The sequence below is a fragment of the Klebsiella sp. I138 genome (genome assembly GCF_051131765.1).
In the GTDB taxonomy this organism is placed as follows: Bacteria; Pseudomonadota; Gammaproteobacteria; order Enterobacterales; family Enterobacteriaceae; genus Klebsiella.
In genome coordinates this window covers 4366959-4391545 of record NZ_CP180447.1, presented here as the reverse complement: position 1 = coordinate 4391545, position 24587 = coordinate 4366959, and the positions used below count along the sequence as shown (strand labels likewise).

The window sequence follows — 24587 nt, the reverse complement described above, 5'->3', positions numbered from 1 at the left end:
CTCTTACTGCTTCAGTTTGGGATCGAGCGCGTCACGCAGACCGTCACCCATCAGGTTAAATGCCAGCACCGTCAGCAGAATCGCGACACCCGGGAAGGTGACGACCCACCAGGCACTCTGCGCAAACTGCAACACGTCGGAGAGCATCGTGCCCCACTCCGGTGTCGGCGGTTGCGCACCCATGCCAAGGAAGCCAAGAGCAGCCATATCGAGAATGGCGTTAGAAAAGCCCAGCGACGCCTGAACAATCAGCGGAGCAAGGCAGTTAGGTAGAATATTGACGAACATCTGGCGTACTGCTCCCGCGCCTGCGACCCGCGAAGCGGTCACATAGTCGCGATTCACTTCGACCAGCACCGCCGCGCGGGTCAATCGTACATAGTGCGGTAGGGCAACAAAGGTAAGCGCCAGCGAGGCGTTCACAATCGAGGGGCCGAAGATAGCCACCAGCACCAGCGCCAGCAGCAGGCTTGGCAGCGCCAGCATGATATCGACGATACGCATAATGATAGAGTCAATCACGCCGCCGAAGTAGCCGGCGATCAGGCCCATCACGACGCCGAGAATCAGCGACAGCACCACCACCAGACAGCCAACCAGCAGCGATAAACGTGCGCCGTACATCAGTCGCGACAGAATATCGCGGCCCACATCATCGGTGCCCAGCAGATGCGCAAAGCTTCCCCCTTCCTGCCAGGCCGGCGGCGCCAGCAGCACGTCGCGGAACTGATCCGCCGGGTTGTAGGGTGCCAGGAAGTTAGCGAACACGGCGATAATAATCATAATCGCCACGTAGACCAGGCCAACAACCGCCCCTTTGTTGCGTTTGAAATAGTGCCAGAACTCCTGCAAAGGGGTCATTGGCACCGGTGCGGCAACAACTTTATTTTCAGTAATTTGTGACATGATGGCCCCTTACTTCTTGTGCCGAATACGCGGGTTCACCACGCCGTACAACAGATCGACCAGCAGGTTGACGAGGATAATCATCGTCGCGACCAGCAGTACTCCACTCTGCACGACCGGGTAATCACGGCGCTGCAAAGCATCAATCAGCCAGCGCCCTAGCCCCGGCCAGGAGAAAATGGTCTCAGTCAGGATGGCGCCTGCCAGCAGCGTTCCCACCTGGAGCCCAATGACCGTGACCACCGGCAGCATGGCATTACGCAGCGCATGGACCACAATAACGCGCATCCGGCTCAGCCCCTTGGCACGCGCGGTACGAATGTAATCCTCACCCAGCACTTCCAGCATTGATGAGCGGGTCATGCGGACGATAACGGCCAGCGGAATGGTGCCCAGCACGACGGCCGGCAGAATCATATGCATCACCGCATCAATAAAATCACCGGGCTCACCCCAGATAGCGGTGTCGATCAGCATAAAACCGGTCAGCGGCAGGGTATCGTCGAGGAAGACCGTATCGCTGATGCGCCCGGAGACCGGCGTCAGATTCAGCTGCACCGAAACCAGCATAATCAGCATCATTCCCCACCAGAAGATCGGCATGGAATAGCCGGTCAGCGCGAGGCCAACGGAGGTATGATCGAAGATAGAACCGCGCTTAACCGCCGCCAGAACGCCCACCGGGATCCCGACAGCGACGGCGAAAATCATCGCACACACGCCCAGTTCCATTGTGGCTTTAAAGCGTGGAACAAATTCCTGCCACACGGGAATACGGCTTTTCAGCGAGATGCCTAAATCACCGTGCAATACGCCCCAGATATAGTGGACATACTGCTGCCACATCGGCTTATCAAGGCCCATTTCAGCCAGTAGCTGAGCATGACGTTCAGGGGAAATACCACGTTCGCCCGCCATAATCATCACCGGGTCACCGGGAATCATATGCACAAAGGCAAAGGTGAGAAGGGTAATACCGATAAATGTCGGGATGACAAGTCCCAAACGTCGGAGGATGAACTGCAACATAACCCGGATTCTCTATAGTGACGCCCTGCCTGGTGACAGGAGGTCTGTATTGCTCACAAATGTAAATCCCCCCTCCCCGTTAAGGGAGAGGGGAAACATACTGTTTATTATTCGACAGAGACGTTTTCGAAGTGGTGCTTGCCTAACGGGTCAACCACGTAGCCTTTAACTTCTTTACGCACTGGCTCAAACACGGTGGAGTGCGCGATGATCAACGCCGGAGCCTGATCATGCATCACGACCTGAGCCTGTTTGTAGAGCTCGATACGTTTGTTGTGGTCATCGGTCGCGCGCGCCGGCTGAATCTGATCTTCAAACGGCTTGTAGCACCAGCGAGAGTAGTTCGAACCGTCTTTCGCAGCCGCGCAGCTGAACAGGGTCGCGAAGAAGTTATCCGGATCCCCGTTGTCGCCGGTCCAGCCCATCATAACGGTCTGGTGCTCGCCTGCTTTCGCACGCTTCAGATACTCGCCCCACTCGTAGGTGACGATCTTGGCCTGGACGCCAATTTTGGCCCAGTCAGCCTGGATCATCTCAGCCATACGGCGCGCGTTCGGGTTGTACGGACGCTGTACCGGCATTGCCCACAAATCGATAGAGAAGCCTTTTTCCATGCCGGCTTCTTTCAGCAGCGCTTTCGCTTTTTCCGGATCGTAAGTGTAGTCTTTAACGTCGTCGTTATAGCCCCACATGGTCGGCGGAATCAGGTTTTTCGCGGCCTGGCCTGCGCCCTGGTAAACGGCTTTGATAATCGCTTCTTTATTTACCGCATAGGTCAACGCCTGGCGGACTTTCACATTATCCAGCGGTTTCTTCTCAGTGTTGAATGAGAGATAGCCGACGTTCAGACCCGGCTGTTCCAGCAGGTTAATGCTCTTATCTTCTTTCATGCGCGCGATGTCGGCCGGGTTCGGGTATGGCATCACCTGGCACTCATTTTTCTGCAGTTTGGCATAGCGCACGGAAGCATCAGGCGTGATGGAGAAGACCAGGCGATCGATCTTCGGCTTGGTGCCCCAATAGCCCGGGAAGGCTTTATAGAGGATACGGGAGTCTTTCTGGTACTGCAGCAGCTGGAACGGACCGGTACCGATTGGGTTCAGGTCCACTTTTTCCGGCGAACCGGCTTTCAGCATGTTGTCAGCATACTCTTTTGACAGAATAGAGGCGAAGTCCATCGCCAGGTCAGCGAGGAACGGCGCTTCCGGGCGGGTCAGTACGAACTGGACGGTTTTATCGTCCACTTTCTTCACTTCGCTAATCAGGTCAGGCAGGCCCATACCTTCGAAGTATTCATAGCTGCCGCCAGACACTTTATGGTACGGGTTTTGTGCGTTTTTCTGACGATCGAACGAGAATACAACGTCATCGGCATTCAGGTCGCGAGTCGGTTTAAAGTCTTTATTATCCTGCCACTTCACGCCCTGGCGCAGATGGAACGTATAGGTTTTGCCGTCAGCGCTGACTTCCCATTTTTCCGCCAGGCCCGGAATGACTTCCGTCGTACCGGTTTTGAATTCAACCAGACGGTTATAGATGGGCACCGAGCTGGCGTCATAGGTCGTACCAGAGGTAAATAACTGCGGGTTAAAACCTTCCGGCGAACCCTCAGAACAATAAACCAGGGTCTTAGCTTGAACGCTTGCTGCAACGGTCAGGGCGACCAGGCTCAGACCAAGCTTCAGCATCCCTGACTTTTTCAAGGAAATACTCATTATTCTGCTCCAAATGTGATGTTGTTTGCATATATCCGCCAGGCCTTTATTTATTTTTATTCGCCATATTTCTCGCGACGGATAAGTTGGCTGTGCTCGATAACCTCAGTCACATAGTCATTTATGCTCCTGGAGATTCTCAAACTTGCCGCTTTTCCGCAGCGCGAACTATTTAGAATATACCCGGTCCGGTCGGTGGTGCTCGAAAGCGTTGAGAGAGATGGGGATTCCTTTCACAAAAGCGACTGAGTTGCAGTGCGGATTCTCCATGAAATGCCCCTCATGCCCTACAATCTGTCAACAGAATGGGTAAACGTCAATACAGCCAACCCGGTTTTACATCCGGGGTGAGAATCAGCAGGCAAAGATTAAAAAAACTTCAAGGCGCTATTTTCAGCAGAGAAATTTATGCTAGCGGCAAGCAAGCAGCATAAATGCCTTAATACTTCGTAACAGCTAGTGATAAGCAATTCTGGTAAATGGTGAAAATTTATTGCGATGTGGCCAATATGTGAGCGATTAATAGCGCGAACGTTAAAACGCACAGCGTAAAATGCTGGATTTAGCCATAAGCTTCGCGAAAAAAGAGGCTATACATATATAAAAAAAAACAATGGAAGATGTCACAAAATAGTTAACAGGCGCTTGAAAATGGGGATTCATGGTTTTTTGGTAACTTTCGTTAACCTACTCTGAATATATTCCCGAGGTCACGCTGCCCGGCCGGGCGACAGAGGCTTGCCCCCTGAGGTTCTCATCCTCATCAATCTCGGATGCAAAAAAGCCTGCTCATTGAGCAGGCTTTTAAATTTGGTCGGTGATAGAGGATGACTCGCCACTGCGTGGCTCGCCCTGCGGGCCGTTGCTGAAGCAACGTTCTCTCGCTGCGCTCGAGTCGAACCTCTTGCCCCCGGAGGTTCTCATCCTCATCAATCTCGGATGCAAAAAAGCCTGCTCATTGAGCAGGCTTTTAAATTTGGTCGGTGATAGAGGATTCGAACCTCCGACCCCTTCGTCCCGAACGAAGTGCGCTACCAGGCTGCGCCAATCACCGAATGCGGGCGCATCTTACTGCTGAGACTCACACCCGTCAATGCCTTATTTGGAAAAAATGGCTCAAGCGGCGAGAAACTCGCCACTCCTGCTATTTCGCTACGGCTTTGCCCGTATCCGGCGTGCGACACCAGTTGTTATTCTCATTTATTCCGCCGTCTGGCGAGGTATACCCCAGGCAGCCCATGATGGTGTCATACAGCTCAACGTGACGGCGCGGCACCTTCATCGCCGCCTGTTCTTTCAGGCGAGCAAAGGAAGCAGCATGGTCAGGCGCTTCCAGATACTTGTCCGACATCCACACCATCATTGGCACACGGAACTGTTCCGGCGGCGCCATCTTGCGCGGCGTACCGTGCAGGTGCTCATGCTCGTTGATAGACTCTCCGTGGTCGGCGGCATAGAACACAATCGCCTTCTTATCACGCAGCTGATCCAACACACTCACAATAAAGTGATCGACGTAGGTGACGCTGTTATCGTACGAGTTGATCAGCTCCGCTTTGGAACATTTACTGTCCACACCAACACATTCCGGCTTCCACTGAGCAAAGCTGCGCGGGTAACGCTGGGTATAGTTAAAGTGCGACCCCTTGGTATGTAAAATAATCAGGTGTTTACCGTGGGTATTTTTCACCAGCGAGCGCTTAACTTCGTCCACCAGCAGCATGTCATCGACGCTCTTGCCACGGTTACGCGGTTCAGCGCCAATCTGCTCGCGATAGGCAATGTTGTTCGCCATGGTGTTGCTGTAGAACCACATCTCGCTCTGCATGGCATACAGATCGCCGGTAAAGCCCATCTGGTGCAGGACAGCAAAGACATTTTGCTCTTTTAGCGTTCGCTGGGGGTTGTCTTCTGCTCCCCCCTCACGCACAAACATGCAGCGCAGAGAGAGTTTGGTCGCGGTATCACAGGAGTAGCCGCGGAAGGCAACCAGGTTTTTCTCCTGGGCCAGCTTTGGCGTGGTGTTCCGGTTATACCCCAGAATGCCCATATGATCCCAGCGGGTGGTTTCACCAATAATGAATACCACATAGGTATCATCCAGCCCCTGAGGCTCAACATAGGTGAACTTCTTTGCAGGATTTATCAGTGACTTGTTGTCTGATGACTCATCCACCTGCGCCCAGGCGTACAGGCCTAGCGCAGAAAGCCAGTTCGAAGGCAGGTACGAGTTGGCAATGACTCCGCCGTAGCTCGGCATATCCACTTCGGAACTGCGTTCAACGTCCTTCTGGCGTAGTTCGAGCAGGCGAATCGGCCCCCAGACCATTAACCCGGCCAGAGCAACAATAACGATATTTTTCATCCGCTGGCCTGGGGTACGGATTTGCCGCAGCAGAGTATGCCGGCAGCGGTTATTCCAGATAAGCAGTAGCGGCGGCGTACTGACCAGTACCAGCCACAGAATTAAATGCCAGCCAATGACTTCCTGAGAAAGATCGATATCCGTCGTCATAACCGACGCAATGATGCCGTAGCCTATCACCACGTTCAGGAAGGTCATGTAATAGCTGGCGGCAGCGGAGAAAATAACGACCAGCGTGGCAAGTATTCGCCAGACGCGCCGGCCTAACAGCGACAGAATACGCAGCAGGAAAAATGTCACCAGTACGGTGGCAACCAGTTCCACAATCCCGGAAAGCCCTTTCCAGAAGGTAAATTCCTGAGCATATCCATCAAGACGACGGAAAAGCACTGCAACGTTCATAAACCAGCCGATGTACAGCGCCAGCCAAAAACTGAGCTTCTGCTGTGTCATCGTTCTAATATATTTCATGCATGAAACCTGGAAAAAGAAGAGATAAAACCGCCTTGCTTACGCAATATAAGCGAGCAGGTTAATAGGGTGCGTTCAGGTTGTTTAACTACTCAAACCCATTCGAGATGCCTTGAGATAACGGGCCCGCGAATCCTCTGGAGCTTACTTAAGTAAGTGACTAAGGCGAGCGAGCGCAGTCAACAATAAGGCAGTTTGAAGGACGGAGAGTATAAGAAACCTCTACAAAGCGCGCTAAGTAGACCACAGAGAAACGAAAAAGTACCAGGAGGGAATGTGATCCAACCAAACATTTACAAAACATTTGGTTGGATTGGCACGAATGGCTCAGGAAATGCTGGTATAACGCCGCGAAGATGGCCTGTCAGGCATGAGCTGCGTGATAAACTTCACCTTTGGGCTGGCGAATAGTCGTGGAGAGCGCCAGGGAGAGAATCAACAGGGCAAAGATAACGCAGAAGGTTACGTAGAACCCGCCGAACAGCGAGGCAATCAGCGACCCGCAGATGCTACCGATACCGAAGCCCAGATAAATCACGCCGTAGTTTTTCGCCAGATTGTTCAGTCCGAAGAATTCACTGATCAGCGACGGGAACACGGTAATGGTGCCACCGAAGTTAAAGGCGACACAGGCAATCGCGGCAAAGAAAGTGGCTGCGTTCAGCGGCGCGAACAACAGCGCGGCCATCCCGACCAGTGAAACCACCTGCCCAATCGTAATCACGCGGATACGGGAGATTTTATCTGACAGAATCCCCAGAACCAGGCGTCCGCTCAGGTTGGCAATAGAGATAACGGTGACCGCATTCGCCGCCGTCGCCACATCCAGATGCACCATCCCCTGAGCAATATCTTTCGCCACGCCAATCACATACAGGCCGCTCATGCAGGCGGTCAGGAACATGACGGCTAACATCCAGTACTGCGGTTTACGCATCGACTCGGCCAGCGTGAAGTCATTCTCCACCACGCCGTTGTGGGACGCCGCGCTATGGTTCGGCGCATCTTTCATTAATGTTGCACCGAAAACAATCATGACCAGGACAATAGCGCCCCAGATAATAAAGGTTTTCTCCAGCCCGACGGTGGCCAGCAGGTGAGTATCAATAAACTTGAATCCGAGGCTGCCGAGGCCGTAGGAGCCGATAGAAAACGCGGAAATCAGCCCTTTACGCTCCGGGAACCACTTCACGCAGTTGGAGAGCGTCAGCAGATAGCCTGCACCATCTGCCAGACCTACCAGCAGGCCCGCACTCAGCCAGAGCATCATCAGGCTATTGGCGTGAGCGGTCAGGAAAAAACCGAGTCCCAGCAGAACACCGGAGGCCATCGTGACGCGTTTGACGCCAAAACGTTCCTGCAGCTTGCCGGCGACGGAAGAGGATAGCGCCAGACCGAGGCTTAACAGGCCGAAGGAGAAAGCCACCTGGCTTACCGGCTCGTCCAGTTTTGCGGAAAGGGAACTGTTGAACAAACTCCATGTATAAACCGACCCCAGCGCGAATTGCGTCACGATCGTGCCGGCAAGCGTAAGCCAGCGGGTATATTGACTGTTTGCAGCGTTCATAGCAGATATCCTGAATAATTAACTGCCGCCACAATAGCGAAGTCACCTGAACGCCAGGGTAAAAAAGGCATGAAATGCCGTCAGCAGGGAATGAAATGCATGCAGGCCGGAATGAATGGCATTGAAAAAGAGGGGGCGCATGAGAGTGGCGGCAATAAGTTAGTGACCACTACCTTACAACAATGCGCCATTGCTGTGTTTTTTAGGTAACACAAACGTTTCTGGCATGCTAAAAAAACGCTAAAAGTTAGCGCTTACCCCCATCACATAGAGGTAGTTTGCTCCCGTTGTCGCATTCTCCGCCTGCGATAGCGCCGCCCAGGCAGCAAGGTGCGAATTCAGCGACATATCCGCCCCAAAGGTGACATCGCGCCACGCGCCATCCTGACCGCGATTTGGCCCGATCAGATCCGCAGAAAGCGGCTGGTTGTAGCTCACCTGAGCCCACGGATGTACGCCCCACAGCTCCTGATAGTCCATGCGCCAGCCAAGCGTATTCACATAGGGATTCTCTGGCGCACGGCGCGCGGGAGAGGTCGATATCACATCGCTTCGCAAACTCGCCACCGGGCCTGAAGTGATACCGTTAGCCAGCGTAAAATTCCAGCCCACGCTCATCCCGTGGCCGCTATCTGGCGGTGCAACCGCCTGATTCAGCGCCATTCCGGGAAGATCGCCGGACGTATTCATACGCTCCGCCAGAATATCTTCATAGCGTGGTTGGTGATCGCTATCCCACGTATAGCGTTCAGGGGTGTTACTTTTGGTATCGATAGCGATATATTCCTGTTGCCAGGCATTCGCGCTACCGACAAACGAGACCCAGACGGCTGCACACGCCGGGAGCATTAACCCCCGAAGGCCATTGCATTTCTTTATTATCATTAATGCGACTCCAGAAAAGAGCCAAACCGGCATTCTTGTTGTGTTTTTATGGGATAAGCTTCCCTTGAATACCCTGAATAATGTGATTGGGCGAACGAATGCTGCCAATGCACATGCAACCTGAAGAATGGCGGGTATATTTGAGAACGGTATCCCTGTATTAACTATTATCTTTATCTTTCAGCCGTCAAGGTGAACGCGTAAGTTTTATTGCTAAAGGGAGAGAGACATGCAGCGTTGCGGATGGGTTAGCCAGGACCCGCTTTATATTCAGTATCATGATGACGAGTGGGGCGTTGCGCAAAGAGATGCCCGCAAATTGTTTGAGATGATCTGCCTCGAGGGCCAGCAGGCCGGGCTGTCGTGGATTACGGTACTGAAAAAGCGCGAAAATTACCGCCAGGCCTTTCATCAGTTCGATCCGGTTCGCGTCGCCGCGATGAATGAGGACGATATTGAACGCCTGCTCCAGAATGCCGGAATTATTCGCCATCGTGGGAAAATTCAGGCAATTATTGGCAACGCTCGCGCCTTCCTGGCAATGGAAGAGAGCGGCGACTCCTTCACCGATTTTGTCTGGTCTTTCGTCGACAATCGGCAACAAATCTCCCATGCCGCCACGCTGGCCGAAATCCCGACCACCACACCGGCCTCTGACGCGCTCTCAAAAGAGCTGAAAAAGCGCGGCTTTAAGTTTGTCGGCTCCACAATCTGCTACTCCTTTATGCAAGCCTGCGGCCTGGTTAACGATCATGTGACGAGCTGTTTCTGTCACCCGGGAGGCGATGATGATCCGCGAGTGGGATGCTAAAGAGACCCGGCCACTGCTCGTACTGTGGCTGGAAAGCACGATTCATGCCCATCCCTTTATCAACGAAACCTACTGGCATGAGAGCGTGGCCGTTGTTCGCGATGTTTATCTGCCTGCCGCCCGCACCTGGGCATGGGAAGAGAGCGGTACGATAAAGGGTTTTGTCAGCGTGATGGAGTCTCGCTTTATCGGCGCGCTATTCGTCGCGCCAGACGCTATCCGCCACGGGATAGGCAGCGCGCTGCTGAATGAGGTCAAGCAGCACTACCGCTGGCTCAGCCTTGAGGTGTACCAGAAAAATGTTCAGGCGGTGAGTTTCTACCATGCGCAAGGCTTCAGGATAGAAGACTGCGCATGGCAGGACGATACGCTACAGCCGACCTGGATTATGCATTGGCCGGCGGATCAAACGCCGTAAGCGTCAGGGCAGGACCCTCGTATTTTTCCAGCCACGCCAGCGCCGTATTGCCGGCGCAGCCGTTGCCCAGCCGCGAGGTCGGAATATCGTTGGTCAGGACGTTCACCGCGCCGTTCTTGCAGATACCGGCCTGCGGGTCGATATCGGGCCAGGCTCCTTCGTGTAAACAAATAACCCCCGGACGAATGCCTTCCGTCACCACGGCGCCCGCCAGCACCTGGCCACGTGCGTTCCATACCCGGACCACATCGCCGTCGACAATATGCCGCGCCTGGGCGTCCAGCGGGTGCAGAGTTAAAGGCTCACGACCGGCGACGGCGTATTTTTCCCGCAGCGACGTATGGTTCAGCTGGCTGTGCAGACGATGCGCAGGATGCGCGGAGAGCACCTGCAGCTGCCCTTCCCGAGCGTTGCCGTGCCACTCATCCGGCTCCAGCCACATCGGGTGCGGCGGGCAGTCCGGATAGGCAAAGCCAGCAATCGTCGGCGAGTGAATCTCAATTTTGCCGCTCGCGGTTTTCAAGGGATTGGCCTGCGGATCGGCACGGAACGCCGCGAAGCGGGCAAAACGGGCATTATCCGGGTTTTCCGGCATTTCTATCAGCTGGTTAGCCTGCCAGAACTGGTCAAATGGCGGCAGAGTCACCTCCTGGCTCGCCCCGCGTTGCGCGGCAATCCGATAGAAGGTCTCCAGCCACTGCAGGTCGCTTTTTCCTTCAGTAAAGCGGGCGCGTCCCCCCTCTTCCCAGCGCTCGCTGAGATCGGCAAAAACGTCAAAATCATCGCGGGCTTCATCGCGCGGGGCGACCACGCGCTTCATCGGCACCAGATGTTGATTGCTGTAATCACCGGTCATTGTCATATCGTGACGCTCAAACGACGTTGTCGCCGGCAGGACAATATCGGCGTGGCGGGCGGCGGCGGTCCAGAAGCACTCTGAAATGACGACCAGCTCTGGCTTCTGCCAGGCCCGAATCAGACGGTTGGTATCCTGATGATGAGTAAAGTTCGCCCCGCCGCACCACCAGACAAAGCGAATATCCGGAAAATGGCGGTCCATTCCGTTGTGCTGATACGGTGCGCCTGGGTTTTCCAGCGCTTCCACAATGCGCGCTACCGGTATTTTTTCTACTGCATCGGTGCCGCCCGCTACGCTACCTTGCATCGAGGCCAGCACCGCGGCCCGACGGGTCGGGTTGCCGCCGTTGGCAAAGTGGTAGGAAAGGCCAAAACCGCCTCCGGGGGTGCCAATCTGCCCCAGCATCGCGGCTAACGTCACCAGCATCCAGTGTTTCTGCTCGCCAAACTGCTGGCGTTGCATCCCCCAGCCGGACATCAGCATGGTCGTATTTTCGTGGAATAACGTTGCCAGTTCACGGATCTTACCTGCGTTAACGCCACAAATCCCGGCGGCCCATTCTGCACTTTTTGGTACGCCGTCGCTCTCGCCGGTCAGATAGCGGGCAAAAATATCGTAGCCGCTGGTGTAGCGGGTCAGAAACGCCGTATCCTGCCAGCCGTTTTCCACCAGCGTATGGGCAATGCCGAGCATCATCGCGACATCCGTCCCCATATGGGGCGCAATCCATTCGCCGGCCTCGCCAAAGAACTCAGCGGTTTCCGATCGCATCGGATCGATACAGATCACCCGCTTGCCGCTTTTACGCAGTCGATCGAACCACGGGATCCCCTGTTCATCGGAAGCGTTCCAGGCAATTTTTAGCGTATTCAGCGGGTTGGCGCTCCACAACACCACGACTTCGCTATGTTCCAGCACCATCGGCCAGCTGGTTTGCTGCTGATACACCTCATTGCCGCCAACGACATAGGGCATGATCGCCTGCGCCGCGCCGGTGGAGTAATCCCCCAGATGGCCGGTATATCCACCCGCCAGGCTCATATAACGCTGTAACAGCGTCGCCGCCTTGTGTAGCACGCCGTTCGAGCGCCAGCCGTAGGAGCCGGCAAAAATCGATGCCGGGCCGTAACTTTCCCGAATTCGCCGATGCTGTGCGTGGATAAGATCCAATGCCTGCTGCCAGCTTACCCGCACAAACTCATCCTGGCCGCGCACGCCCTGTGGGCTATCCGGCGAAGCAAGGAAACCTTTGCGTACCATCGGGTAGCGCACGCGGGTTTTGCTATGTACCTGATCGCGCACGGCGGTTTGCAGCGAGTTGGCAAACGAGGTCTCCAGCGCACCGCGGGAAGAAAGGACATTTTCACCATCCGTTTCAACCAGTATTGGCCCCCAGTGGGCCGCGGTTAAGATGGTTTTAGTTGCAGATGAGGTTGGCAAAGCGAGCTCCTGGTCAGCGAATGCAGGTGTTGTGGCGGTCTGTTACGCGGCCGCTCAATGTTATTTACAAAATGTTATTTACAAAAAGAGAGGGCTTCCGGGGAATTTTCTACGTAATTGGACGTCATAATCAACCGTCACGCGCGCTGTGACAAAGAATAAAAAGGATTAAGGAAATAACATGAAAAAACGCGTACTCATGATTGCGGCTATGGTTAGCGGCACACTGGCGATTTCTGGCTGTACCACCAACCCGTATACCGGCGAACGCGAAGCGGGTAAATCCGGCATCGGTGCCGGGATCGGCTCACTGGTCGGCGCGGGCGTCGGCGCACTCTCCTCGTCGAAAAAAGATCGCGGTAAGGGCGCACTGATTGGCGCAGCGGCTGGCGCAGCGCTGGGCGGCGGCATCGGTTATTACATGGACGTGCAGGAAGCAAAACTGCGCGAGAAAATGCAGGGAACCGGCGTTAGCGTCACGCGAAACGGCGATAACATCGTGCTGAACATGCCAAACAACGTCACCTTTGACAGCAGCAGCGCTAATCTGAAACCGGCCGGCGCAAACACCCTGACCGGCGTGGCCATGGTGCTGAAAGAGTATGAGAAAACCGCCGTTAACGTCGTGGGTTATACCGACAGCACCGGCGGCCAGGATCTGAATATGCGCCTGTCGCAGCAGCGCGCCGACAGCGTCGCCAGTGCCCTTATTACTCAGGGCGTAGCGGCAAACCGCATCCGCACCAGCGGCATGGGCCCGGCAAATCCCATCGCCAGCAACAGCACTGCGGAAGGGAAAGCGCAGAACCGTCGCGTAGAAATCACTCTCAGCCCGCTCCAGTAAGCCCGACGGTCGGCTCTCAAGCCGCCGTCTCCAGCGCCCGACAATGGTCACTTGTCGGGCAAAATGCTTGATATAGCGGATTTTCGCGCTAAGGTGTTCTCCAGATTTCAGCAAAGGAAGCGATCATGGCGAAAGCGGCGCGAGCAACCATTAGCGATGTGGCGAAAGCCGCAAAGACCGGAAAAACCAGTATTTCACGCTATCTCAATGGCGAAAAACATCTGCTTTCCGATGACCTGCTGGCGAGAATTGAAAAAGCGATTGCCGAACTCAACTACCGTCCCAGCCTGATGGCCCGTGGCCTGAAGCATGGCCGTACCCGGCTGATTGGCCTGATTATTGCCGATATCACCAACCCCTACTCCGTCAACGTGCTCAGCGGTATCGAAGCCGCCTGCCGCGAGAAAGGCTTCACCCTGCTGGTGTGTAATACCAATAATGAGCTCGACCAGGAGCTGCACTATCTCGATCTGCTGCGCAGCTACCAGGTCGAAGGGATCGTGGTCAACGCCGTCGGAATGCGCGAAGAGGGGCTGAATCGCCTGCAACAGTCGGCGCTGCCGATGGTGCTGATTGACCGCAAAATTCCAGATTTCGCCTGTGATGTTGTGGGTCTGGACAATACCCAGGCCGCCACCACCGCCACAGAGCATCTGGTAGAAAAAGGATTTGAAGCCCTGCTGTTCCTGAGCGAACCGCTCGGCTCGGTGAACACCCGTCGCGAACGCCTGAGTGCGTTCCGCGCTACCCTCCAGCGATACGCCGGCATTGTGGCGGAAAACGCCGAAGTCCCGCTTAACGACGGCGCGATGCTGGATACGGTTCTGCGCCAGTTTCACTCCCGCCACCGCGGTATGCGCAAAGCGCTGATTTCCGCCAACGGCGCCCTGACGCTGCAGGTTGCGCGCGCACTCAAGCGAGTCGACCTGATCTGGGGCAGCGATATCGGCCTGCTCGGCTTCGACGAGCTGGAATGGGCGGAACTGGCAGGCGTTGGCATTACCACGCTTAAGCAGCCAACCTGGCAGATTGGCTATGCCGCGGTTGAGCAGGTTGTGCGCCGAATTGAAGGGAGCAATGACCCCATCTGCGAGCGGGTATTTTCTGGCGAGCTGATCGTGCGGGGATCAACCTCCCGTTAATCATCCTTCGTGATGGTGATCATAAATTAGACATCCTCTCCTTTTCTTTGGAACCGGTACCATCTAGCGTAATAAAGAGTGATTCGCTACAGCGCACCGGGAGTTTGTCAGATGACCAGAAAGATTATTGTCGTGACCGCCGCCTATGGTCATGATTGCATTAAAAAACTTGGCGGGCAGTCCGCCGTACTGCCGTTTATCGCCGGTTCTGGCGCCGACGGCGTGGAAATTCGTCGTGAGCTATTTAGCGCTGACGAGCTCAGCCACCTGCCAGAACTGGCTGCAACCATCGAGCGCCACAATCTGCTGGCCTGCTACTCCGCACCAGAAGCCCTGTTTGAAGAAAATGGCTCACTTAACCCGCGCCTGCCGGCGCTGCTACGCGAAGCACAGACCCTCAACGCCCTGTGGTTAAAGCTATCCCTCGGCCACTTCACCCACAACAATGAACTGGAATCGCTGCGCCGCATTCTGCTGGAGAGCGGTATGCCGCTGGTGGTGGAAAACGACCAGACCCAGTGCGGCCAGCTGGCACCAATGCAGCGCTTTAAAGCCACCTGTCGGGTCAATCAACTGCCTGTCACGCTGACTTTCGATATGGGCAACTGGCTGTGGGTCGGCGATTCGCCGGAAGAGGCCGCACGTCACCTGGCGCCCGCCGTCAGCTACATCCATGTGAAAGCCGCAGAGCCACACCATGCTCACTATCGCGCCGTACCGCCTGATGAAGCTTCGGCGCGCTGGCTGGCCCTGCTCGACAACCTGCCAGCCGACGCCCCGCGCGGGATCGAATTTCCGCTGGTTGGCCACGACCTGACGGCCGTTACCCGCCGCTATGTAGATTTGTTACGCGAGGAATAAGCCATGGATAACACATTAGATGTCATCACCATCGGAGAAGCGATGGCGATGTTTGTCGCGACGCAAACCGGTGACCTGGCCGAAGTGGAACACTTTATGAAACGCGTGGCCGGCGCAGAGCTGAACGTCGCCACCGGCCTGGCTCGCCTGGGGCTGAAGGTCGGCTGGGTCAGCCGCGTGGGCAAAGACAGCTTCGGCCGTTTTGTCCTTCATTCCCTGGCCAAAGAAGGGATTGATGCGCGCGGCGTCAGCGAAGACAGTCGCTATACAACCGGCTTCCAGATGAAATCTAAAGTCGAAAATGGAACCGATCCCATCGTGGAGTATTTCCGTAAGGGCTCCGCCGCCAGTCACCTGTCGACAGAAGACTTTCACGCCGATTACTTCGCCAGCGCTCGCCATCTGCACTTAAGCGGCGTGGCCGCTGCGCTGTCGGAGAGTTCGTACGCCCTGCTGGATCGGGCAGCCACGACGATGAAAGCGCAGGGCAAGACCGTTTCATTCGATCCGAATCTGCGCCCGGTACTGTGGAAAAGCGAAGCTGAGATGGTGGCCAAACTCAATCAGCTGGCATACCAGGCCGACTGGGTTCTGCCAGGCATCAAAGAAGGCATGGTCCTGACCGGTCAACACACTCCGGAAGGGATTGCCGATTTCTATCTCACGCGCGGCGTTCAGGCGGTGATCATTAAAACCGGCTCCGATGGCGCCTGGTTTAAAACGGCCACCGGTGAGCAAGGCGCCGTCGCGGCCATCAAAGTCGATAACGTCGTGGATACCGTGGGCGCCGGCGATGGCTTTGCCGTCGGCGTCATTAGCGCCCTGCTGGAAGGCAAAACGTTGCAGCAGGCGGTGCAGCGCGGCAATAAAATTGGCTCGCTGGCCATTCAGGTCCAGGGAGACAGCGAAGGATTACCTACACGCGAGGCGCTGGGCGAATAACCCAGGTCGGCGTAATCATAACGGCCTCCCCTGTACCCTACATACGGCGGCGGCGTCATAAACCTCAACTTCAGAGGCAAGCTTATGAATAGCTCAACCAATGCAACGAAACGCTGGTGGTACATCATGCCCATCGTGTTTATCACGTATAGCCTGGCGTATCTCGACCGCGCAAACTTCAGCTTTGCTTCGGCAGCGGGCATTACGGAAGATTTAGGCATTACCAAAGGCATTTCGTCGCTTCTTGGGGCCCTTTTCTTCCTCGGCTACTTCTTTTTCCAGATCCCGGGGGCGATTTACGCCGAACGCCGTAGCGTGCGTAAGCTGATTTTCATCTGTCTGATCCTGTGGGGCGCCTGCGCTTCGCTGACCGGGATGGTGCACAATATTCCCGCACTGGCGGCCATCCGCTTTATTCTCGGTATCGTTGAAGCCGCCGTCATGCCGGCAATGCTGATTTATATCAGCAACTGGTTTACTAAATCCGAACGCTCACGCGCCAATACCTTCTTAATCCTTGGTAATCCGGTCACGGTGCTGTGGATGTCGGTAGTATCCGGCTACCTGATTCAGTCCTTCGGCTGGCGTGAAATGTTCATTATTGAAGGCGTTCCGGCCGTGCTCTGGGCCTTCTGCTGGTGGGTGCTGGTAAAAGATAAACCGTCGCAGGTGAACTGGCTGTCCGAAAGCGAAAAATCCGCGCTGCAGGCGCAGCTGGAAAGCGAGCAGCAGGGTATTAAAGCCGTACGTAACTACAGCGAGGCCTTCCGCTCACGTAACGTCATCCTGCTGTGCATGCAGTATTTTGCCTGGAGCATTGGGGTGTACGGTTTCGTTCTGTGGCTGCCGTCAATTATCCGCAGCGGCGGCGTCAATATGGGGATGGTGGAAGTCGGCTGGCTCTCGTCAGTACCTTATCTGGCCGCGACTATCGCGATGATTGTCGTCTCCTGGGCCTCCGATAAAATGCAGAACCGCAAACTGTTCGTCTGGCCACTGCTGCTGATTGGCGGGCTGGCTTTTATTGGTTCCTGGGCCGTCGGCGCTAACCATTTCTGGGCCTCTTATACGCTGCTGGTCATTGCCGGTGCCGCCATGTACGCCCCTTACGGCCCGTTCTTCGCCATTATTCCGGAAATGCTGCCGCGTAACGTCGCCGGCGGTGCGATGGCGCTTATTAACAGTATGGGTGCCTTGGGTTCGTTCTTTGGCTCGTGGTTTGTCGGCTATCTCAACGGTACAACCGGTAGTCCGTCAGCCTCATACATTTTCATGGGAGTGGCGCTTTTCGCCTCGGTATGGCTTACTTTGATTGTTAAGCCTGCTAACAATCAAACGCTTCCGATCGGCGCTCGTCACGCCTGACCTTTACTACTACGGAGATCCGCATGAAGCCGTCCGTTATTCTCTATAAAACGCTTCCCGACGACCTGCAACAACGTCTGGAAAAACACTTTACCGTCACTCAGGTGAAAAACCTGAGCCCTGAAACCATCCAGCAGCACGCAGAAGCCTTTGCCCAGGCGGAAGGACTGCTGGGGTCGAGCGAAAAAGTTAATGCCGCGTTACTGGAGAAAATGCCGAGGCTTCGTGCGACCTCCACCATCTCCGTCGGTTATGACAATTTCGACGTTGATGCGCTGAACGCGCGCAGGGTGCTGCTGATGCATACGCCGACCGTACTGACCGAAACCGTTGCCGATACCGTGATGGCGCTGGTGCTCAGCACGTCTCGCCGGGTGGTGGAAGTCGCTAACCGCGTTAAAGCCGGAGAGTGGACTAAAAGTATTGGCCCGGACTGGTTCGGTAGCGACGTGCACCACAAAACCCTGGGTATTGTCGGCATGGGCCGTATCGGGATGGCCCTGGCACAGCGGGCGCACGCCGGTTTTGGTATGCCGATTCTGTATAACGCCCGCAGCCAGCATCCGCAGGCGGAAGAGCGCTTCAACGCGCGTTACTGCGATCTGGATACGCTACTGCAGGAGGCCGATTTTGTCTGTCTGATCCTGCCGCTGACCGCGGAGACTCACCACCTGTTCAACGCGGAAAAGTTCGCGAAAATGAAGCCATCCGCCATCTTTATTAATGCCGGGCGCGGCCCGGTAGTCGATGAACAAGCGCTAATCTCAGCATTGCAAACGGGCGAAATTCACGCGGCCGGTCTGGACGTTTTCGAGCAGGAACCGCTGGCGAAAGACTCTCCGCTGCTCAGTCTGCCAAATGTCGTCGCGCTGCCGCATATTGGTTCAGCCACTCATGAGACCCGCTACAATATGGCGGCCTGTGCGGTAGACAATTTGATTGATGCGCTGAATGGTCACGTAGAGAAGAACTGCGTCAACCCGCAGGTGAAGTGAAGAGAGAAGCTGACGCTACCCGGCTTAGCAGAATGCCAGCCGGGCAGTACCCGGGCTCGGCATTAACGCCTGACCCGGGCTGGCAAACCGATTAACGCGTTGCGTTAACTGCCGCCGTCCACGCCTGGTTGAAGGCCTGATGCTGGGCAGCCAGCGGGCCAATCAGAGCGTTGTACTGGCTGGCCTGCTGCGAAGTCGGGAACTGAATGCCGTTCGCCACGAAGCTCACCTGGGTATTTTGCTGAGCGATAAAATCACCCACCTGCACCAGCTGCTGAGTAAAGACCTGAGCGGCTGGAATCAGCGGCTGCAGTGCATTTGCCGGCGCGGTCACGACTTTGTTGTAAACCTGGTCGAAGACCGGTTTCAATTCTTCGTTTTGCTTCAGCGCGCTATGTGCGCCATCGGCCTGCATTTTCGCATTCTCCAGCTGCTGGCTCAGCACGCCCAGCGCACCGTTTGCCTGGCGCAGCGGTTCACGCTGAGTCACATAATCCTGCGGAACGCGGATCGCGCTCACGCTGTCTACAACCGGACGCAGACCGGCATCCATCGCCTGACTAACCTGCTGCGAATAGCCGTAAATCACCGCGTAATCGGAAACAAAAGGACCGAACTGTTTTTTCTGATCGGCAGTCAGCGTCGGCAGACGTTCGCCGCTACGCATTGCCGTATTTTGCAGGAAGTCGATAAACGCTTTGCGCTGATCGCCTTCTTTATCAAAACACCCACTCAGGCTAACCACCATTAATAAGGCCGCAATAGCCGCAAACCAGCGAGAGCAGGACTTTCCTGTCGCCATTTTTTTACTCCTTTCAGCCAAAAAAAGCGCACACAGACACACACGTGCCAGACGCTGACAAGGATAGTCCAGGTCGGCCTTGCAGGATACTCTTTCCTGACAATCTTCCGCAGGAAAAGCTCCATCCTTAGCGTTTTATGGACGATCGCCATCGTCTGTTAAGCGCATCACAATTACCGCCATAACTCACCCATGAGAAACGAATAATAACCATTTGATTATATTCATATTTAAATTCCATTCCTGACTAAAACTGGTGAAAGAGAACGATAATCGCACGCTTCCTGGCCAGGCTACGTTGCCTGAGAGTAGGTTCAGTGATTTGATAAATGAGCGATTAACGGCGATACGTTCGATTATCGCACAAACTTCATTAATGACAGCGAGGGAAACAGCAGCCGTCTTGCCTCCTCCCTCGCACTGCCAGGAATGCCGTATGAATAAGACAACCATCGATATTCAGGCTTTTATCAACGAACATCCGTTTACGAAGTACCAGTGGATGATTCTGGCCTTGTGCTTTATTACCGTTGCGATGGATGGGTTCGATACCGCCATCATCGGTTTTATTGCCTCTGACCTGGTGCAGGAATGGGGCGTGGAAAAATCCGCGTTAGGTCCGGTGATGAGCGCCGCGCTGGTCGGTCTGGCGGTAGGTGCATTGACCGCAGGTCCGCTGGCCGACCGCATTGGTCGAAAAAAAGTGCTGCTCATGTCGATTGTGGTTTTCGGTAGCTTTAGCCTGCTGACCGCCTTCGCTACCAGTCTGAATCAACTGACGCTGCTGCGCTTTTTGACCGGACTTGGCTTGGGTGCTGCGATGCCGAACGCCGCAACATTGATGAGCGAATATGCGCCGGAACGCCGCCGCGCTTTACTGGTCAATCTGATGTTCGTCGGGTTCCCGATGGGCTCTTCACTGGGCGGATTCCTCTCGGCCTGGATGATTCCACACTACGGCTGGCAGAGCGTGCTGGTGCTCGGTGGCGTAATGCCCCTGCTGCTTGCCGTTGCCCTGGTATTCTTACTGCCGGAATCGGCGCGCTATCTGGTCGTTAAGCGCCAGCCAGCGCAGCGCATTGCCGCCATTCTGCGTCGTATTGCCCCTGTGCCTGAACAGGTTGAATTTGAGCTGCATGAAGCCGGCCAGGTAAAAGAAAAATCGGCGCTGGCCGTGATTTTCTCACCTCGTTACATCATCGGGACCGTCATGCTGTGCATGACCTACTTTATGGGGCTGCTGATTTTCTATCTGCTGACCAGTTGGCTCCCGCTGCTGATTCGCGAAACCGGCGCCTCAATGAGCCAGGCCTCAATTATCACCGCACTGTTCCCGCTGGGTGGCGGTATCGGAGTCCTGATCCTCGGTGCGCTGATGGATAAGATAAACCCCAATAAAGTCGTCGCCGTGGGTTGGCTGCTGACCGGTGTTTTTGTCTTTCTCGTCGGTTTCTCAACCAGCAGCCTGGTATTAATGGGAGTGATGGTCTTTATTGCCGGCAGCATTATGAACGGTGCGCAATCGTCGATGCCGGCACTGGCCGCGGGGTTCTACCCCACGCAGGGCCGGGCAACCGGCGTCGCCTGGATGCTGGGTATTGGCCGGTTTGGCGGCATCCTGGGTGCCTTCAGCGGAGCATTCCTGATGCAGGCGCAGCTCTCCTTCGTTACCATCTTTACCGTGTTGTCGATTCCGGCGTTCTTATCCGCCATCGCGCTACTGGTGAAATATAAGGCAAGCAAAAGCCAACCGGTCTCCCCTCCGGCAAAAGCCGAAAATATGCAAAAAGCCTGACTCTCGGGCCAGCGGGAAACCGCTGGCCTGCTGGTTTTCGTACCTGTTTACAAAAATTTTCCATTGCAACGCGTCTGATGATTAATCATCACCTTATCTGCCGTTTTCGTCAGCCTTTTGCCTCTCAGGTAATAGGCTGCATGCACATAATCACCCCCGTGATCATTCTTTGCGTTTTTTCTGACTATTCTTAATAGGCTTAATGACATCTACCTTTTGCTGTGTGATAGAAGGAGTTCTCAATGGAATATAAAGATCCCGTGTTTGAACTGCTTAGCAGCCTGGAACAAATTGTTTTTAAAGATATTTCTCAGACGATCGCCCAGCCTCGTAAGCAGACCGCCTTTAGCGAGTTTGAACTGCTCCGCCAAGGCACCGGCTTAAAAATTGATGATTTTGCCAATGCCATGGGTGTCAGCGTGGCGATGGTACAAGAGTGGGAGTCAAGACGGGTGAAGCCTTCTTCCACTGAGCTCAAATTAATGCGCCTGATTCAGGCAAACCCTCAGCTTTCAAGGCAGCTTATCGACTAAAGTTCTATAATAAGAATCAGGTCTGGTTACGGTCCTCATAAGGGACCGTTTTTATTAATGTGAAAAAACGTTTGCTATCGAGCCGCAAAAATGAGTTAATGCTCGCAGGTTTGATGTACAGACCACAGAGCATTAGTATAGAGTAGTCCTTGAGCGGTTATCATAGATACCCCGGTAGTGAACTTTACCTTTATAGCTTTAAATCTGTAGTCCAGACCGTATCGCCGAAAGGTTCATTTATTATTTAAGGTATTTCGCTATGTCCGGTAAAATGACTGGTATCGTAAAATGGTTCAACGCTGACAAAGGCTTCGGCTTCATCACTCCTGATGACGGTTCTAAAGATGTGTTCGTACACTTCTCCGCTATCATGAACGATGGCTACAAATCTCTGGATGAAGGTCAGAAAGTTTCCTTCACCATCGAAAGCGGCGCTAAAGGCCCGGCAGCTGGCAACGTAACCAGCCTGTAAGCTTAAATTAAGCTCAGAAATTCAAGATCCCTGCCTGACGGCGGGGATTTTTTTATCTGGTCATAAAAAACCGCCATTCATCTGATGGCGGTTTTTTTGTCTTCACAGCGCTGAAAAATGCCAGCCCTCCTTGCGCCACTCCAGCGAGTGGGTCAGCCGCAATCCTTGCAGAAAATCATCGTCATGCGATACGACAATCATCGCGCCAGGAAACGCCGTGAGTGCCGACTCAATAGCCCGGGTGGACGCGAGATCAAGATGGTTGGTTGGCTCATCCAACAACAGAAGCTGCGCCGCTTCACGCCGCCACAGCACACAGGCCAGCGCGGCCTTTAATCGTTCGCCACCGCTCAATGCCGACAGCGGCAGATTAATTTTATCCCCCCCCAGCTGCAACCGGGCAAGACGGCTGCGTAATGCGCCCGCCTCCAGCGGCGTATCATCAAGATTAAGGTGCGCCATGACCGACAGCGACAAATCCAGCTGCGACAAGTGCTGATCCAACCAGGCCGCATGCACCGATACCCGACACTCGCCGGATAAAGGTGCCGCCAGGCCAATCAGCGTTTTCAGCAGCGTGGTTTTCCCACAGCCGTTAGGACCACGCAACGCCACGCGTAGCGGCCCGTCAAGCCGCCAGTCCAGCGGCGGCGTGTCAGAAAAGGCCAGCCGTAAAGCATCGAGGACAAATACCTGTTTGCCGGCGGCAACCTGGCTTCCCGGCAGGGTAAACATCACTACAGCATCTTCTTCAACCCGCTCACGTGCCTGAGCAACCGCAGCGTTCAGGGCACTATTTTGTTCCCGGTGCTGGCGATGCAATGTGCCCGGACGCTCCTTCGCCGCCCCTTTGTATTTCACCCGCTCAAAGGAGGCGATGTTCAGCGTATCAACCACACGCAGTGTCTGAGCAGAGCGTCGCTGGCTGGCATCATGTTCCTTTTGCATCCGGGCACGCGTGCGACGGCGCTCGGTAGCAGCATGTTCCAACGCCGAACGCGCCGCCTGCTGCTCTGCTTCACGCTGTTGCTGATAATCAGCGTAGTTGCCACCGTAGCTGCGCAGCGCACCGGGCGTGAGTTCAAGTATGCGCGGCATGTTGGCCAACAGCGCGCGATCGTGACTGGCTATTAGCGCCCCGCCGGGCCAGCGTTCAAGCTGCTGATACAGCCAATCGCGTCCCTGCCTGTCCAGGTGGTTAGTCGGCTCGTCCAGCAATAAATAGTCTGAGCCTGACAGAAAGGCCCCGCACAGCAACGCTTTCACCCGCTCCCCACCGCTCAGTGACGACGCGAGTCGATCGGGGGAAAACGGCGGCAGATCAGCATCTTCAAACGCCGCACTCAGGCGATCGTGCAGATCCCAGAAACCTTCCAGGCAATCGACGTCGTCAGCCAGCCCTTCACCACACTCAAGTCGCCGCAAAGCAGAAAATATGGGCTCATAGCCCAACAGGGCGGCTAACGACGTGTGGGAGGAGATAGCCGGCTGTTGGGCTACACAGGCCAGTGAGGTACCGCGTTCGATGTGTCCGCTTGAGGGAGAATCTATGCCCGCCAGCAGGCGCAGCAGCCGGGTTTTCCCGACGCCATTTCGCCCGACCAGACCGCAGAGCGAATTCTCCAGCGCGATATTCAGCGGACCAAAAAGCATTTCTCCCGTCGCAAACTGACAGGTGACCTGATGCAAAATAAAAGAGGGGGATTGGGCACAATGGGCCATAAGCACTCCTGAATGAAATCAATACATCCCCAGCTGACGCAGTGCGTTAGCAAGGATCCGAATTCAGCAGGCGTGTTTGTCCATTTCAGTGTGCTCTCAGTGAGACGAGGGATTCGTCGGGGCACAGGATAGCCATACCCACCCCCTAATGACAAGGTTAATTTTCCAACAACCGCTATCAGGCCAATCGACTCTCCCCGCCAGGAGACGCAAAACACTCTCGAGATTGCTCGATTTTTATCGCTCACTTTTCATTCTAATTTTTTGAAAGAGATGCGCAAATTGTTCCAATTTTAATCGATCCAATATCGTTCTATTATTTATCACATCAGAGCAACAACGCCCTATACCAAACAAATCACTTAAGGAATATGACCATGAAATCCATCAAAACTTTCGTTGCAGTTTCTGTCCTTTCTATGATGTCTTTCGGTGCTTTCGCACAGAGCATCAGCACCACGGCCTCCACGCTGGACCGCGCTGAAGCAAAAATTGCCGCCCAGGCTGCTGAACAAGGTGCGTCTTATAAAATTACCAGCGCCCAGTTCAACAACCGTGTGCATATGACTGCCGAACTGACAAAATAACATCACCCGCTCTTGCCGGGCCGCCGGAAGTTAACCAGACAGGCGACAACGACAACACGAT

Annotated in this window: 21 protein-coding genes, 1 tRNA gene and 1 other RNA gene; 12 read left to right on the top strand and 11 right to left on the bottom strand. The window is 54.9% G+C overall.

Going from position 1 to position 24587, the window contains the following annotated elements; genetic code table 11:
* Positions 1–3 precede the first annotated feature (3 nt).
* The 8 genes from dppC to ACMYSK_RS20470 all read right to left on the bottom strand — a co-directional run bounded on the left by dppC (position 4) and on the right by ACMYSK_RS20470 (position 8938).
* A complete protein-coding gene (gene dppC / locus ACMYSK_RS20505) occupies positions 4–906 on the bottom strand; it encodes a dipeptide ABC transporter permease DppC (RefSeq protein ID WP_434638230.1) in 903 nt (300 codons plus the stop codon).
* Between the two features lie 9 nt (positions 907–915).
* Positions 916–1935 carry a dipeptide ABC transporter permease DppB gene (dppB, locus tag ACMYSK_RS20500; protein WP_434638228.1) on the bottom strand — a complete coding sequence of 340 codons (1020 nt, stop codon included), beginning with the start codon at positions 1933–1935 and terminating at the stop codon, positions 916–918.
* A gap of 107 nt (positions 1936–2042) precedes the next feature.
* A complete protein-coding gene (dppA, locus tag ACMYSK_RS20495) occupies positions 2043–3650 on the bottom strand; it encodes a dipeptide ABC transporter periplasmic-binding protein DppA (protein ID WP_434638226.1) in 1608 nt (535 codons plus the stop codon).
* Between the two features lie 811 nt (positions 3651–4461).
* Positions 4462–4594, bottom strand: a non-coding RNA gene (locus ACMYSK_RS20490) — RtT sRNA.
* 33 nt (positions 4595–4627) lie between these two features.
* Positions 4628–4704, bottom strand: a tRNA-Pro gene (locus ACMYSK_RS20485).
* 90 nt (positions 4705–4794) lie between these two features.
* Entirely contained in the window at positions 4795–6486 is a 1692-nt protein-coding gene (gene eptB, locus ACMYSK_RS20480) for a kdo(2)-lipid A phosphoethanolamine 7''-transferase (protein WP_434638224.1), read from the bottom strand.
* Positions 6487–6850: 364 nt separating this feature from the next.
* The gene (locus tag ACMYSK_RS20475; RefSeq protein ID WP_434638222.1) at positions 6851–8053 is read right to left on the bottom strand and encodes an L-lactate MFS transporter; all 1203 of its coding nucleotides are present in this window, start codon (positions 8051–8053) and stop codon (positions 6851–6853) included.
* 240 nt (positions 8054–8293) lie between these two features.
* The gene (locus ACMYSK_RS20470; protein WP_434638220.1) at positions 8294–8938 is read right to left on the bottom strand and encodes an autotransporter outer membrane beta-barrel domain-containing protein; all 645 of its coding nucleotides are present in this window, start codon (positions 8936–8938) and stop codon (positions 8294–8296) included.
* 229 nt (positions 8939–9167) lie between these two features.
* Between ACMYSK_RS20470 and tag the strand changes: the two genes are divergently transcribed.
* Complete coding sequence (gene tag / locus ACMYSK_RS20465) at positions 9168–9749, top strand: DNA-3-methyladenine glycosylase I (protein ID WP_434638218.1); 582 nt, start codon at positions 9168–9170, stop codon at positions 9747–9749.
* Entirely contained in the window at positions 9727–10167 is a 441-nt protein-coding gene (locus ACMYSK_RS20460; protein ID WP_434644253.1) for an N-acetyltransferase, read from the top strand. Before tag ends, ACMYSK_RS20460 begins: the two co-directional genes overlap by 23 nt.
* Here ACMYSK_RS20460 and ACMYSK_RS20455 read toward each other — a convergent pair.
* The gene (locus ACMYSK_RS20455; protein WP_434638216.1) at positions 10136–12466 is read right to left on the bottom strand and encodes a molybdopterin guanine dinucleotide-containing S/N-oxide reductase; all 2331 of its coding nucleotides are present in this window, start codon (positions 12464–12466) and stop codon (positions 10136–10138) included. The genes ACMYSK_RS20460 and ACMYSK_RS20455 overlap by 32 nt on opposite strands.
* 181 nt (positions 12467–12647) lie before the next feature.
* Here ACMYSK_RS20455 and ACMYSK_RS20450 point away from each other — a divergent pair, with 181 nt between their 5' ends.
* The 6 genes from ACMYSK_RS20450 to ghrB all read left to right on the top strand — a co-directional run bounded on the left by ACMYSK_RS20450 (position 12648) and on the right by ghrB (position 18615).
* Positions 12648–13310, top strand: a complete 663-nt coding sequence (locus ACMYSK_RS20450; RefSeq protein ID WP_434638214.1) for an OmpA family lipoprotein — start codon at positions 12648–12650, stop codon at positions 13308–13310.
* Between the two features lie 125 nt (positions 13311–13435).
* Complete coding sequence (locus ACMYSK_RS20445; protein ID WP_434638212.1) at positions 13436–14452, top strand: LacI family DNA-binding transcriptional regulator; 1017 nt, start codon at positions 13436–13438, stop codon at positions 14450–14452.
* A gap of 111 nt (positions 14453–14563) precedes the next feature.
* The gene (locus ACMYSK_RS20440) at positions 14564–15313 is read left to right on the top strand and encodes a sugar phosphate isomerase/epimerase family protein (RefSeq protein ID WP_434638210.1); all 750 of its coding nucleotides are present in this window, start codon (positions 14564–14566) and stop codon (positions 15311–15313) included.
* A gap of 3 nt (positions 15314–15316) precedes the next feature.
* On the top strand, positions 15317–16255 hold the full coding sequence (locus tag ACMYSK_RS20435; protein ID WP_434638208.1) for a sugar kinase: 939 nt from the start codon (positions 15317–15319) through the stop codon (positions 16253–16255).
* A gap of 84 nt (positions 16256–16339) precedes the next feature.
* A complete protein-coding gene (locus ACMYSK_RS20430; RefSeq protein ID WP_434638206.1) occupies positions 16340–17620 on the top strand; it encodes an MFS transporter in 1281 nt (426 codons plus the stop codon).
* Positions 17621–17643: 23 nt separating this feature from the next.
* Positions 17644–18615, top strand: a complete 972-nt coding sequence (gene ghrB, locus ACMYSK_RS20425) for a glyoxylate/hydroxypyruvate reductase GhrB (RefSeq protein WP_434638204.1) — start codon at positions 17644–17646, stop codon at positions 18613–18615.
* Positions 18616–18706: 91 nt separating this feature from the next.
* Here ghrB and ACMYSK_RS20420 read toward each other — a convergent pair whose 3' ends face one another.
* Complete coding sequence (locus tag ACMYSK_RS20420; protein ID WP_434638202.1) at positions 18707–19417, bottom strand: DUF3053 domain-containing protein; 711 nt, start codon at positions 19415–19417, stop codon at positions 18707–18709.
* Positions 19418–19853: 436 nt separating this feature from the next.
* Here ACMYSK_RS20420 and ACMYSK_RS20415 point away from each other — a divergent pair, with 436 nt between their 5' ends.
* The 3 genes from ACMYSK_RS20415 (at position 19854) to cspE (ending at position 22217) form a co-directional block, all read left to right on the top strand.
* The gene (locus ACMYSK_RS20415; protein WP_434638200.1) at positions 19854–21212 is read left to right on the top strand and encodes an MFS transporter; all 1359 of its coding nucleotides are present in this window, start codon (positions 19854–19856) and stop codon (positions 21210–21212) included.
* Between the two features lie 242 nt (positions 21213–21454).
* The gene (locus ACMYSK_RS20410) at positions 21455–21745 is read left to right on the top strand and encodes an HTH-type transcriptional regulator (protein ID WP_434638198.1); all 291 of its coding nucleotides are present in this window, start codon (positions 21455–21457) and stop codon (positions 21743–21745) included.
* A gap of 259 nt (positions 21746–22004) precedes the next feature.
* Positions 22005–22217 (top strand): transcription antiterminator/RNA stability regulator CspE, encoded by a 213-nt coding sequence (gene cspE, locus ACMYSK_RS20405; RefSeq protein WP_004868803.1) that lies wholly within the window; start codon positions 22005–22007, stop codon positions 22215–22217.
* Between the two features lie 102 nt (positions 22218–22319).
* Here cspE and ACMYSK_RS20400 read toward each other — a convergent pair whose 3' ends face one another.
* The gene (locus ACMYSK_RS20400) at positions 22320–23939 is read right to left on the bottom strand and encodes an ABC-F family ATP-binding cassette domain-containing protein (protein WP_434638196.1); all 1620 of its coding nucleotides are present in this window, start codon (positions 23937–23939) and stop codon (positions 22320–22322) included.
* A gap of 377 nt (positions 23940–24316) precedes the next feature.
* On the opposite strand from ACMYSK_RS20400, the gene ACMYSK_RS20395 reads away from it, so the two are divergent.
* On the top strand, positions 24317–24526 hold the full coding sequence (locus tag ACMYSK_RS20395) for a YdgH/BhsA/McbA-like domain containing protein (RefSeq protein WP_132729339.1): 210 nt from the start codon (positions 24317–24319) through the stop codon (positions 24524–24526).
* Positions 24527–24587: the final 61 nt, after the last annotated feature.